We start from the raw sequence: 13,221 nt of genomic DNA, 5'->3' as shown, positions 1-13,221 counted from the left end.
TTCTTGTTCAAAGAATAAAGTGAAACTTTAATCCGCCCGATTCCCCTCTAACTTCTTTGCTTTCATTAAATTTTTGGGCGGGAGTCTTACTGCCCAAAAATAGCGGGATATATTATGCAATATTGCATTTGATAATCATTTTCGATGTAACTATAATGATTACAGGATTACTATTAATCCAATATTCTACATGGAGGTTTTATTATGTTTAAAAAAATTATTGTATCTTCTATGGCGCTTACTATGTTCGGTGGAGCTGCAACTATGCTAGAGGCACCTACTGCTCAAGCAGCTTCTTATAACTTAACGTCATCCTCTTACTTTGATGTCACTCCTGAAGAGGCCGTGGCTTTCTATCAATCTCAAGACTATAAAAAATTAAAAGTATTTTTGGATGACTTTGAAGCTAAAAACCCTTATACTCCAGGTGGAGGCTACGCTCAAGGGAGTGTACGTATGCAAAAATTCAACGATGCTCTTAGAGATGCCAAATTAACAAATGTCTACCAAGAATTTATTAGAATCTCATACTACAATCATTATCCAGAACCAAAATAATAACAACGGATAAAATGTTATTATTTCTATAACTTAGCCTAATTTTAAATGTATAACCTAAAAATAATTACTAAAAACCACTCATATAAGAGTGGTTTTTCTATTTCCCCATATAATGTAGCTAAATGTTACATCATCTTTATTTTAATATCTTTTATAGTAGACATTCTCTCGTTGACACAATCTAGTAGGTTAGCAATGGGGATATCAAAATATATTTATAATTATTTTCTGTTTAATAGCAAAAAACGAACACCCTCTCACAATTAGATAAGGTGCTCGTTTTCATTTTTATCGGTAATTCTCAATTCATTTTAGCTTCTTTCCAATAAGCAAAGATTAAATTAACTTAAAAACAAAGCGTTTTAAATTTAATTCATAGATCTTACTGAAACTTGGAATTGCCCCTTAGAACCATCATCATTTGAAACGTAAATTTTATATGTTCCATTCGGTAATGGAGATAAAGCATTCCGTACATTTGTAACATTAATTTGTTGTTCTCCAGGTTTTATATAACCACCAACAATTAGCTCTGTATTTGGACCTTTTACACTATATCCCATTGTATTTTGACCATTATTTTTCATAGAGAAGCTTAAGTCAGTACTCCCATCATATACGAAAGAAGTTACAGCCTCGCCGCTATAATCCATTGTTTGAGTTAATAATAAGTCTGCAGAAACATGTTCAACTAAATGAATTGGATCATTCGTTTTGTGTACTTCTTCAGCATAAGTATTATTCCCTAACACACCAAGTGTTAATGCTGAAACTACTCCACAACTAAGCACTAGTTTATTTAACTTCATTTTAAGTTCCCCCTTGATGTTTGTATTCTATTACCATCATACATCCTTTTTTAAGTGCGTTTTTATGTAATAATTCATATCTATAAACCTATATATTTTAACCTTTCACCTTAATAGTTATTGAGAAAGCCACATAGATAAAGCTACAATATTACACTTCATAAAAAACATGTAAATTTTAAAGTCTTTTTCTAACAAAGTTTTATACGAGTAAGTACCAAAATAATCAAATAAATAGCATTTCTATTTCAGATAAAATGTACTAATAAAATTTTTCTAAAATTTCACTTTGTAATTTGATATATTCCATGTTAATATAACGAAGGCTACAAAACAGGAGTCACCACGCATATCATTTTCACAGAATATTCATACTTAAAAAGACTTATTTTATCAGTAACTCAATCCCAATTTTACCTATACAAAAGTTAGTTTATGATTTCATATGTACATAAATTTAAATAGATTTTTTATCTATTATTTTTTTCTATTTTCCTTATCAATTTTAATACGAGTAATATAACAGCACTTTTCAAGTACCCTTCCTTTTTTAGATAAAAAGTCTACTAATACTAAACATCTATGTCCAACTCACACATAATTCTACTTACAAACTATCGGAGATGCAAAACTATGGGAATTTCTACTCTTTTATTAAATACCTTTATTATAATAATTTGTATCCTTAGCTATCACGTATTTTGGCTAGAGTTTAAAGAAAAAATAACATGTAATAATATGTTATTTTCTATCCTTTCCTCCATTGCTATTATTTTTTGTATGACTTTTCCTTTTCATTTACATGTGGGATTTATTTATGATTTACGTTTTATTCCTATAATATTAGTTTTTCTATATGGAAATACAAAAAACATTGTTTTTATAGGAATTTTATATCTTTCTTACCGGTTTTACTTAGGCGGAAATGGCGTTCTTCCATCATTTATTATCTTTACTATCATTTCTGTTATAACAATGCTCTTTCGTTACTTATTACCTATGTATTTTAAAGAAAAAAAGATATTATTAAGCTTACTTCTTATTTTAGTATGTACAGCTTCCCTTTCTATTTGCGGTATTGTAACTCAAATAAATACAGGAGGTAAAATAGACTCTACTCTCATAGAATTTTTATTAAATTATATAATCATTAATATTTTCACAGTATTATTATCAGTTTATTTTATAGAGGAAATGATTGAGAAATATAAAATGAAAGAAAAACTGCAACGGGCTGAAAAATTTTATATAGCTAGCGAACTAGCAGCGTCAATTGCACACGAAATCCACAATCCACTAACCACGGTACATGGATTCACTCAATTATTAAATGAAAAACATGCCTCTAAGCTATCTCAGGATCAATACTTAGAAATCATGTTAATTGAAATGCAGCAAATACAATCTACTATTAATAACTATTTATCTTTAACCAAACCACAGAATACCCTAAAAGAAAAAATAGATATTAATCACATTTTAAATCAGGTGAAAGATACTATTTCACCACTCGCTCTATCATACAAAGTTGAAATCAAACAAAATAGTACAGATTCCTTTTATATAAATGGGGACCCCGAAAAATTCAAACTCTGTCTAAACAACATCATCCAAAACGGAATTGAGGCTATGAAAAATGGTGGATTATTACAAATAAATATACAAAAAGTAAAAGGAAATATCATAATTGATATTATTGATTCAGGAATTGGGATGTCATCTCAACAAATAAAACGAATTGCTTTGCCATTCTATTCAACAACAGAAAAAGGAACTGGGCTTGGTACTATGATTGCTTATAGTATTATTAGAGAATTAAACGGAGATATAGAAATAGAGAGTGAATTAGGTAAAGGGACACGCTTTTCTATTAGTATCCCTTGCTAATGTGATAACAATTTTCTGTTTAGTTAATTACATAAATGAATTTTAAGAATCCCGCTAGCTAGCTTACTTATTAATTATCTTAAATTCATATGCGTTAATTAAATATAATAAGGATCAGAGCTTATCTATTGTTACAGATACACTCTGATCCTTTAGTTTAACTACATTAAACGCACTTAATATTTATAACTTTTCTTACATCGTGATGAAATACTAGTTCATCGATTTTATCTCATTTACTGATTAGATTTGTTTAATGTAAATATAATATCTCGCGACACTTAATTTGTTATTATCACTAGTGACATTTCCTGCAGTTGTTTTTTCATTAAAGTACGGACCTTTTTCCATTCATCGAAAAAGACAACTCCCCTTCTACTACTTCACTTCCACCGTATAATTCCCTGTCCCCCCGCCATACTGATACACATGTAAATAATACTTCCCTGGATACGTGTAGTAGCTACCTACTAATTTATTCCCTTGTTGCTGAGCATACGTAACATAATTATTTAAATCTGCTTCAGAATAAAGTACCCAGTTCATTCCAATATTATTTTCATTCGTTACGTTAATTTGAAGGTTTTTAGCAGTCTCCACATTAATTTCAAAGAAATCACTTGTATCGCCATTTCCTAAACTAGCACGTAAAACTTGATTTAACTGCAATTTGTTTGCTGTTTGGAATGAGTTATTCGGTTCTTTTTCTACACTGTTATCTTCTTTCTTTTGAACAGTTACAGTCGCTGTAGCAGTATTAGTTGCTCCTTTATCGTCTGTTACCGTTAATTTCGTCGTATACGTTCCTTCTTTTGTATATACGTGAATTGGATTTTGCTCATTACTTACTGCTCCATCACCAAACTCCCATTTATATGAAGTAATTTTCCCATCTTCATCTTTTGATCCGTCGCTTTTAAATAAAATTGCTTCATTTACATTTCCACTATACGGACCGTTTATAACTGCAACTGGTGCTTTATTCTCTGCACCTTCTTCTGTATTAATACCGTGGAACACAACATCATATTCAAATTGTCCTGATGCATTCACGCGATAATTTACGAAGTATGCTGTTACTGTTTTATAGCCTGTCCATTCCTTTGCACTTAAACGTTTTAACGTATCATTAACGTTTTGTGTAATTGTTTTCCAATCTTCATATTCTCCTTTTACTGTAGTTCCTGTATATGTTCCTTGTAGTGTGAATGTATTAAAGAACTGTGATTTATTTTTCTTCACTGATACATTTTTCAATTTTGCTTCCGCTGTTATTTCTGCCGCAATATCTGAAACTCGCTTCGATGCATGATTCGCTAAATAATCGTCTGATACTAATGGCACATTATATTTCTCACGATTATCAACTAGCATTTGCATATAATCTTGATATTCTTTATTTAAATTCGCATCTTTACTTAATGTAGAGCGATATGCATCATATGCTGTTACATCATTTTTCCTAATAAGATCATGTATTTTATCGAACATATCATATCTCTTATTGTACATATACGATTGTAAAGCAAAGGAATAATTATAGAAATCCCACGTTCCATACTTTGCATTTAACGTTCGCTCTGCCGTATAACGCTCTGCTGGATTTGAAGATAATCCTCCTATAATACTCTTTCTCGGTACAACATTATCCGTTCTCGTTGCCCCTGCAAAAAATTCAGCATTCCCTTCTTCAAACCAAGATAACCTTTCATTTTCATATATTTTCCCTTGTCCCCATAACCCTGGTACTTCATATCTACCTTGTAAATAATGCGTGAACTCGTGTCTGAATAATTCTTCTAAACTATAAATACTTTCTTCTAGCGTACGCTCATAAGTAAAGAACGTACCTGTTCCTTCTATATAAAGACCACCGTTATTCGTTTCATAACCGTACAATTGACGATTAAATTGATATTCTGCTGGGCTATTATAAATAACCATCGTTAATACATCATCAGGATTTCCTTTTTCTAAAGGTTGATCACTTTCAACCGTACGATGGAATTGTGCCTTCACTTCTTTTGCCGCCCAATATAAACGTTTTACTTTTTCTTCTGTCACTTTATCTCCAGCTTTTAAAACAATTGTCCCATCATCAAACGTATACGTTTTTGGCAAATATTTTTTCTTTCCCTCTTCTCTTATTTGATCTAAATTCACCACGTTACCATTTGCATCTTTTCCGCCATAATTCGTTGCGATTTGCTCAGCAGCTACGAAATATTGCTCCCCTAAATACGGGTAAATTTTCATCGCATCAGTTACAACTTGTAACCCTTTCGTTCCTGTATTATGGAACATACCGAGTCTACCTGTATAATAAATGCCATTATTAATAAGCCAACCGTTTTTTTCTGTAATCGTTCCCATTAATGCAAAACGACTTAGTTCATTAATATAACTATCTATTTTCTGATACCATACTGTATCTTTCGGTTCTTTCCTCGTATCGTACAAATACGATTGAATGTCGTAATCAACACCTTGCATAATATCGTAAATAGCATTTCCAGCTGAAAGATTATCTACTAATGTAGAAAAATTATCATTATATTGTTTAAAAATCTTTGCAGCCGATGTTATCGTTTCCACATCGCTCGAAGCGTTTCCTATCAACTTTCCGTATGATGATACCACTCTATTTTGCTCTAATGTACCCAGCTTGAAATTTGAGTTGTTAGCTATCGCTTTTAATGCGGGTAAGCATTTATCATGATAACCCCGCTCATTTAATTTACTAAGTTCCGAATTATAAAATCCTAAATAAAATCCTGAACGTAATACCTCCACTAATGTCTCAATCCCTTTTGAATCATCCTTCGTATAGGCTTGTCCTTGCTGCTTCAATTTATCAATAATCGCCTGCATCCTACTATCATTTTGATAGAATGCTAGACTGTCTGTATTAAACTGAAATAGCCCCGTAATTTGCTCCCAATCAATTGTTACAAGTAAATCTACTAACTGCTGATTGCTTAATTGATTTAATTCAGCAATTGTATAAGTTTTCGCTACAGCTAATTGCTTACTTTCTTTTTTCACCTCAGGTGGTCTTTGTGATAAATCGGCAAATTGTAGCCTTTTCTCAAAAGACTTGCTTTCGAGCACTTTCGATGAATGAGCTAATTCTTGTACTGGTAGTTGTACACCGACTGGCTCCATTTTGAGCACATTTCGATAAGAAACTTGCTCTCCCTTAGTATCTTCTGCCAAACTTCCCCCTTGAAAATTCCCTAACATTAAACTAGCAAAACTTACCCCTACTAACATTTTCTTTGAATAGCCTTTCATGCTCTCCCCTACCTTACATTTTTAGTGTCCCGCTCCATTATTTTACTATTTTCACTTTATGTCCTGTATTGAGAAAAAATAAGGTAACGTTCACACATGTATTCATTCCATGTAAAATTAACGCTTGACTTTCCGTACATTTTATATCAAAAAAAAGATAGATAATAGCAAAATTCCTGCTACATCTATCCTCATTTTCAACACTATGATTTTAACTTTATAAACGTAACTTCCGGTAATGTTTGCATATGCTGAATAAACTCATTCTGTTCTTCTGACGATATATTTTTCAGTTGCATCCCTATCTTATAAACAGTTTCTGTACCTTGCTGTGAAGCTTCCACCTCATATGAGAGTATTGGGATGCCTTTCACTTGTAGTGTTTCCAATACTTGTTGTACCGCTTCATGTTTGTTTACAAACATTTGCACTGTAATATTTTGTGGAAATAAAAATTGCACCTTAAAAATACGACTTACAATTTCTAAACCAATTAAAACGAGAATCGTCGCTCCAATGCCTACTACATACATTCCTGCTCCAATTGCTAATCCTATGCCGGCAGTAGCCCATAAACCAGCCGCGGTCGTTAATCCTTTCACCGCCTGCTTTTGAATAATAATTGTGCCTGCACCTAAAAAACCAACTCCACTAACGACTTGCGCTGCAATCCGACTTGGGTCTAGAGACGTATGCTCTTCATACACAATATCTGAAAAGGCATATTTCGAAACAACCATTATTAACGCACTTCCTACCGCTACGAGGAAATGAGTCTTTAATCCAGCTTCTTTCGATCGAATTTCTCTTTCAATACCAATCATTGCTCCTAACAAGCCAGCAACACCGATTCGTATAATAAAATCAAAATCTACACTCACGGGCACTTCCCCCTTTCATTCATTATAGATAGATAAAACAAAAATTATCACAAATATCCATTTATCAACATGAAAGAATATCACTAAAATAAACTTAATACTCCGACCGTTTTATGTTAATATTTTAAATATTAACATAAAATAAATAACTCCTAATTTTAAACCTTCACTAATTTTCTAAAAAACCAAAGGTGGATTACATGAAATTAGGTTAAGAAATTCTGGAAAACGCTTTCATTTTGTATCATAATTTTTTATAAATACTACATAAACAAAGGAGCTTACTAACAATGAACGTCTCGTTACTTACACCTACTACTGATTTACAAGAAGAATACTTAGATTTCTATAACGAATGGAAAGATAGCGGTGAAACAATGATCCCGTGGGTTATCTCAAAAAATCCTGCTAACTTCCCAGCTATGGTTCAAGAACTTCTCGATGCGCATAACGGAATAAATATCCCTGAAACTTGGGTACCAGATTCTACATATTGGCTCGTTACAAATAATAATAGAATTGTCGGAGCTGTTAATATACGTCATAGTTTAACTGAACATCTATTTAACGCTGGCGGTCATATCGGTTATGGCATTCGCCCTTCTGAAAGAAGAAAAGGTTATGCTACGAAATTACTAGCATTATCATTAGAAAAAACGAAGGAATTAGACATCACGAAAGTACTTGTCGTTTGCGACGCAGTGAATACCGCTTCTGAAAAAACGATTTTACATAACGGCGGGCTTCGTGATCATGATTTCACTGAGGAAGATGGGAATGTAGTAAGAAGATATTGGATTGAGCTATGAATGATCACAAATAAGCGAGAAAGTGATTATACACTTTCTCGCTTATTTTACACTGCTTCTATTTCAAATTGCACTGTAATACCACTTGGATCTACCACCACAAACCCATTTGTAGTTTCATTTATTTCATGTTGTTTTTCTATTAATCTTTCTTTCACTTCATCTAACGCTTCTTTATACGGTAGTACAATCGTATACACTTTTAGCCCAGTTGCATGTACTGGTGGGTGTGGGTTGTTTACTCCGTTCCACGTATTTGCACCAATATGGTGATGATATCCCCCTGCTGAAATAAATAAGCAATCCTCTTCACGCTGTTGTACTTCAAAACCTACTGTTTCCACATAAAATTCATGTGATTTCTCTACATCAGCTATTCGTAAATGTACGTGCCCAACGACAGTATTAGCAGGCAAACCAGCAAACTCATAATCAACAAGTGTTGCCAATTCTTTTAAATCAAGTGGTGTACTTCCTCCTGGCCCTTCTCCCCATCGATCGCGCGGACGGTCTGCATAAATTTCAATACCATTCCCCTCTAAATCTTGCAAATAAAAAGCTTCGCTATATGTATGATCACTTGCACTATTAAACCTTGAAATTGGTAAAATTTCATTTGAATATGTATAACGCCCTTCTTGCTCAGCCGGGCTGTCAATTACATTCTTATTACGAAGAACCCCAAATAGCGCAGAAGCAAAAGCTTCACGAGTCGGAACTAAAAAGGCTACATGATATATACCAGTCGTACGCGGTTCTTGCAGTACCCCTTCCTCTAACTTTTCAAGAACAAGTAACGCGTTCTTTCCACCTTTTCCAGATAAATATGCTTTATTTTCCTCTTGCTTAATTACTTCTAAGCCTACAACATTTTCATAAAAAGCAATTTGACGCTCTAAATCTTTCACTTTAAATTCAACATGACCAATACGTGTTTTCGGATGAATTTGTACCATGAATAACTTCATCTCCTTATCCCTATATTTTCCCATTACATATAACCGTTACTATGAAGGATACAAGTAAAATCATCCTATGTAAATAATAAAAGTCAGAATTTACATACATTTTTATTTTCATAATAAAAAATGCACCTCCAATTGTTAGACTGTGTCTAACAATTGGGGTGCACTTCATTTTAACTTTTAGAAAAGGTGGCTTTTTAACTCTTATCTCATTTTATGTACTTCAGCAACTAGCTTTCCACCCTGAATGCCCATATAAAGCTTCACAGGTGCATCATTCGTATTTTCAAATACTAAATCTAAATATGGATATGCAATTGTAGCATCTCTTCCTTGTGGAACATAACCTACCGTTTTAGAATGTGTAGTTCTCTCCACCATTTTCAGGCCAGCTTGATCTGCTGCATTGTATAAAGTTGAAGATGTTTGACAAACACCACCGCCATATCCATCTACTAATTTACCATCAACTATTTCTTTCCCTAATTGATATCCTTTATCTGGTGTTGTATCACCGATTAATGAATTAAAAGAGAAACGGTCTCCTTTTGCTAGCACAACTCCATTTATACTCGCTGCTGACAAACGAATATTCTCAATACGGCCACCTGTTGAACCACCTAAGTTCGTTTCATATCTACCAATTACCGTACCATTTCCTTGCGCATCACTTAATGTTGCGACTGGTTTTTTCTCCACGATCGGCAACTGATACGTAGCATCCCACATACCAACATTTAACAATTTATCTACTAATTCTTTTTCCATTAATTCATAAGAAGGTTTTCCTTCTTGCCAACTTCCATCAGGTGCTATACGTGAAGGAACCATTTTTTTGTCGACGCTTTTTCCAACCTCACCAACAACCTTTGTTACAGACTTTTTAAATTTCGCTTCATCTTCAAAATAGCCTAAACTAGATAAATCTAATTTTTTCACTTCAGTACCAGTTCGACCATCAACTAAACTAATAGTATTCTGCACTTCTGCTTTAGCCTCTACAGTGTGCCCACCAATATCACTTACCAATGCAACATCACTTACTTTTGCACCACAGCCACTCATTATAGCTACACATAACACCCCAACTAATATACCCTTTACTTTACGGAACAATATACTCTCTCCCTTTCCCCAACATCACTATTATGTATTCATTTCATTTTTATGTATATTTTGTTACAATCATTTTACAATATGTTTATAAAATGTTACAAGTTATTTTTCACTCTATATAAATTACTCTTTTCTTTTACAAATGTCTATACATATTTACATAAAAGTTTGAGCTTGATAGAATTGTAACTTTTATGTAAACTCCCCTTTTATCCAGTATATACCATTAACCAAAAGAAATACAAATTAAAAACCCTCAAGCTATTTTTTATAAAGTGAAACTTTAATCAGTGGGGGTCTTACTGCCCAGCAAATAGCACGATAAAGAGAAATCCCTCAATATAAATAGGTATTTGCCGTGTCACCGCTCCGCTTTTGCACATACATTATGGTGAATTCAACCTATTTTAAAGAAATGGAGGATGTTATTATGTATCCCTACAATCCATATGATCCATATAATCAATATGCGTACCAACAACCACAGTATGACTTACAAGCACAATACCAATCTTATATAGATCAAGCAGAGCAAACGAATTCATATGACCAAAATAGACAATTCCAACTTCCAATCTCTTTTCCTGGCACTGGAAATCGTCAATTAGAAAGACGCGTAAATGAGCTTGAACAAAGAGTACGTCGACTAGAAAATACAGTTGAGCGCCATACACGTAGACTAAACCGCTTAAACCAACGTTTACGCACAGTAGAAAACAGACTAAACATTCCATTCGCAGCATTAGAAGACGGATTTTAATCGAGAAAATAAAAATTATATAAGGAAGGGGCTCCCCCTTCCTTATATAAATTGACGAAAGTTTTTTCCATCTCTATACTGATAAGAGTTAATGAAATGAAACAAGGTGATAAATATGGATTTTGAAATAAATTATCTTTCCTTTTATGTTGTACAAGTAGAAGGAAAAGGTGAAGCAGTTGATAAACGCTACAAACATTTTCAAACTTTAGACGCTGAAGAATATGAAGATAGCTCATTAAAAGAATTTTTGAATGGTGAGTTATTAAAAATATCAAAGCGAAAAGTAGAACGTCATGCAAAAACAGAACAAGCCCCAACAAAGATTGGTCGCTTTATTGTAGAAGAAGGACACGAACTGGATTCAAACCCTCATTACAACCTTTTTAATCGTATTCGCTTTGCAGAAACAAAGGAAAGCTTTAAAGATATGAGCGAACCTCTCGTTTATACATATCTTGACACAAGCGCTGTACGCGGAGGTGTATTTTTAATTGCACAGGCAAAACTACGCAAATACTTTGATGATCCATTCGTATTCGTAATGAAATGTGACTTCGAACCAAAGGTGGCTTCTATTTCTGATGAATCAACACTGATTCGTAACGTTGAAATGGCCATCACAACAAAGAATATGAAATCTATCCAATATCCGTACATGCCTGAAGAAGGTATGGTTGAAGTAGGCGAACTAAAAATACACCAAGCATCACATGCCCGCTACTTCGAAGACTTCTTAAAATTTGTCGAATATGAACGCTCTATGCCTGAAATTATGAAAACACAGGTAATGGACATGGTATACGACCAAATTGAAGATGTATTTGAAGAAGGTACGGAAGAACGCGAACAATTCGACCAAGCGATGGAAGTATGGGCTGCCAGTCCGAAACGCGAAATTATGGAACAATTTTCAACCGAAGAGGTAATGGAAGCAACCGCTCAAATCGTCGAGCACGCTCCTGAAGTGGAATTAAAGCTAAAAGCAGACCATATCTCTGTAAAGGCCCTGCTTGCTGATTTCGGGGATCAAATACATATTGCGAAGGTAAATGACCGATATGTACTTATGATTGAAGCAGACACACTTACGTTTGAAAAAGGCTTCTCTCCTATTGAGTTTCTGAAGCCAGATGAGCTGCAAGATGTGATTGAGCGGATTGAGAATAAGCAGCAGTATTCGTTTGATCCGAGCGGTATTGAATAAATACTTCCATATAACTATTTTTACTGAGCGCTTTTAACAAGCGCTCTTTTATTTTAGACTTAGTTGACATTTATATTAAAAACCGATTCTACTAAGAATCGGTTGCTCTGCTTTATAGCAAAATATGTTTATGTTTAAAATTTTTTAATCTAAGATGAAATTTGTTGCAGAATCAAGTAGATTCTTTCCTTGTTATACAAGCGTATTTCCATTAAAGATATCTGCTTCAATATTTCTAGTTGATTAAACCCTTCTATAAGTTTTTTATGTTGTTCCTTTTAGTCACTATGTATGTTCTCAAAATTAAAACTTCACTTCACTACCTCAAATTTATTGTACTCGTAAAAAGATAATTGAAAACGATATTCCGGATGTTCTCTTACCCAATCGTAGGCTTCTTCTAAAATTTCCATTTTGTTTTGCAAGTCATTAAGTTCACTACATTCGTCCTTTTTCTGTTTGCACAGAGGGCAGAATCCATTCACTATTTCCGCACTCGTCGCCCTAATAGTTTTACTTTCTAAATCAACTACTAGACGAAGAATAAAAGAATGCTCTTCTTTTGTAGTCACCTTCATTTCAGCAATCCCATCCTCATTCCAAAAGACACCGTTTAATTCCATCTTTACTGTGACATCTTTAATATCCAAGTCTACCACTACCACACCTCCCTTGTACAAAACTCAATCTTACTCTTCTATTTTAAACTTTAATACACCACAACTTAAAGAGATATTAAGTTTTTTCCAATTCTTCTTTACTATGAAAGAAAGTGTAGTTAATGCTAATTGTGTGGTAAATATTATCCCAAAAACTAAAACAGTTAAAATGTTAAAGATTGTTTCCATTAAACTACACTCTTTTCTTTATATATATTTTTATTTTATTAATACGGTTTAAAACTCTTATTACGTCTTAACACTCCCTAAGCA

At 33.5% G+C, this 13,221-nt stretch carries 11 protein-coding genes; 5 read left to right on the top strand and 6 right to left on the bottom strand.

Annotated elements, in window-relative coordinates:
- Positions 1-204 precede the first annotated feature (204 nt).
- Positions 205-558, top strand: a complete 354-nt coding sequence (locus tag ACTFRH_RS11370) for a hypothetical protein (protein ID WP_000473480.1) — start codon at positions 205-207, stop codon at positions 556-558.
- A gap of 371 nt (positions 559-929) precedes the next feature.
- Here the strand turns inward: ACTFRH_RS11370 and ACTFRH_RS11365 are convergent, their stop codons facing one another.
- Entirely contained in the window at positions 930-1,370 is a 441-nt protein-coding gene (locus ACTFRH_RS11365) for a hypothetical protein (protein ID WP_000773515.1), read from the bottom strand.
- A 633-nt stretch (positions 1,371-2,003) separates the two neighbouring features.
- On the opposite strand from ACTFRH_RS11365, the gene ACTFRH_RS11360 reads away from it, so the two are divergent.
- The gene (locus tag ACTFRH_RS11360; protein ID WP_000513016.1) at positions 2,004-3,257 is read left to right on the top strand and encodes a sensor histidine kinase; all 1,254 of its coding nucleotides are present in this window, start codon (positions 2,004-2,006) and stop codon (positions 3,255-3,257) included.
- Between the two features lie 378 nt (positions 3,258-3,635).
- Here ACTFRH_RS11360 and colA read toward each other — a convergent pair whose 3' ends face one another.
- Positions 3,636-6,551, bottom strand: a complete 2,916-nt coding sequence (gene colA / locus ACTFRH_RS11355) for a collagenase ColA (RefSeq protein ID WP_440048752.1) — start codon at positions 6,549-6,551, stop codon at positions 3,636-3,638.
- A 203-nt stretch (positions 6,552-6,754) separates the two neighbouring features.
- Positions 6,755-7,432 carry an MgtC/SapB family protein gene (locus ACTFRH_RS11350; RefSeq protein WP_000109731.1) on the bottom strand — a complete coding sequence of 226 codons (678 nt, stop codon included), beginning with the start codon at positions 7,430-7,432 and terminating at the stop codon, positions 6,755-6,757.
- Positions 7,433-7,722: 290 nt separating this feature from the next.
- Between ACTFRH_RS11350 and ACTFRH_RS11345 the strand changes: the two genes are divergently transcribed.
- Positions 7,723-8,241, top strand: a complete 519-nt coding sequence (locus ACTFRH_RS11345) for a GNAT family N-acetyltransferase (protein ID WP_001103123.1) — start codon at positions 7,723-7,725, stop codon at positions 8,239-8,241.
- Between the two features lie 47 nt (positions 8,242-8,288).
- On the opposite strand, the gene ACTFRH_RS11340 is transcribed toward ACTFRH_RS11345, so the two are convergent.
- Both ACTFRH_RS11340 and ACTFRH_RS11335 read right to left on the bottom strand, forming a co-directional pair.
- Positions 8,289-9,197: a VOC family protein gene (locus ACTFRH_RS11340; RefSeq protein ID WP_000249873.1), complete on the bottom strand. Its 909-nt coding sequence runs from the start codon at positions 9,195-9,197 to the stop codon at positions 8,289-8,291.
- 213 nt (positions 9,198-9,410) lie between these two features.
- Positions 9,411-10,322: a VanW family protein gene (locus ACTFRH_RS11335; RefSeq protein WP_000488974.1), complete on the bottom strand. Its 912-nt coding sequence runs from the start codon at positions 10,320-10,322 to the stop codon at positions 9,411-9,413.
- Between the two features lie 430 nt (positions 10,323-10,752).
- Between ACTFRH_RS11335 and ACTFRH_RS11330 the strand changes: the two genes are divergently transcribed.
- Both ACTFRH_RS11330 and ACTFRH_RS11325 read left to right on the top strand, forming a co-directional pair.
- Positions 10,753-11,082, top strand: a complete 330-nt coding sequence (locus ACTFRH_RS11330; protein ID WP_000283713.1) for a hypothetical protein — start codon at positions 10,753-10,755, stop codon at positions 11,080-11,082.
- Between the two features lie 115 nt (positions 11,083-11,197).
- Positions 11,198-12,289, top strand: coding sequence for a DUF3900 domain-containing protein (locus ACTFRH_RS11325; protein WP_000345055.1), 1,092 nt, complete (start codon positions 11,198-11,200; stop codon positions 12,287-12,289).
- A gap of 311 nt (positions 12,290-12,600) precedes the next feature.
- On the opposite strand, the gene ACTFRH_RS11320 is transcribed toward ACTFRH_RS11325, so the two are convergent.
- Complete coding sequence (locus tag ACTFRH_RS11320; protein WP_000227979.1) at positions 12,601-12,948, bottom strand: hypothetical protein; 348 nt, start codon at positions 12,946-12,948, stop codon at positions 12,601-12,603.
- Positions 12,949-13,221: the final 273 nt, after the last annotated feature.

It is taken from the genome of Bacillus cereus group sp. MYBK216-1, from assembly GCF_051916495.1.
Taxonomy (GTDB): domain Bacteria; phylum Bacillota; class Bacilli; order Bacillales; family Bacillaceae_G; genus Bacillus_A; species Bacillus_A thuringiensis_K.
This window is presented reverse-complemented; position numbering and strand designations above follow the sequence as displayed.

What these genes read in the sequence shown, in the direction of transcription:
- ACTFRH_RS11370 (WP_000473480.1), top strand. Translation starts at nt 205, where the DNA reads ATGTTTAAAAAAATTATTGTATCTTCTATGGCGCTTACTATGTTCGGT.
- ACTFRH_RS11365 (WP_000773515.1), bottom strand. Translation starts at nt 1,370, where the DNA reads ATGAAGTTAAATAAACTAGTGCTTAGTTGTGGAGTAGTTTCAGCATTA.
- ACTFRH_RS11360 (WP_000513016.1), top strand. Translation starts at nt 2,004, where the DNA reads ATGGGAATTTCTACTCTTTTATTAAATACCTTTATTATAATAATTTGT.
- colA (WP_440048752.1), bottom strand. Translation starts at nt 6,551, where the DNA reads ATGAAAGGCTATTCAAAGAAAATGTTAGTAGGGGTAAGTTTTGCTAGT.
- ACTFRH_RS11345 (WP_001103123.1), top strand. Translation starts at nt 7,723, where the DNA reads ATGAACGTCTCGTTACTTACACCTACTACTGATTTACAAGAAGAATAC.
- ACTFRH_RS11340 (WP_000249873.1), bottom strand. Translation starts at nt 9,197, where the DNA reads ATGGTACAAATTCATCCGAAAACACGTATTGGTCATGTTGAATTTAAA.
- ACTFRH_RS11330 (WP_000283713.1), top strand. Translation starts at nt 10,753, where the DNA reads ATGTATCCCTACAATCCATATGATCCATATAATCAATATGCGTACCAA.
- ACTFRH_RS11325 (WP_000345055.1), top strand. Translation starts at nt 11,198, where the DNA reads ATGGATTTTGAAATAAATTATCTTTCCTTTTATGTTGTACAAGTAGAA.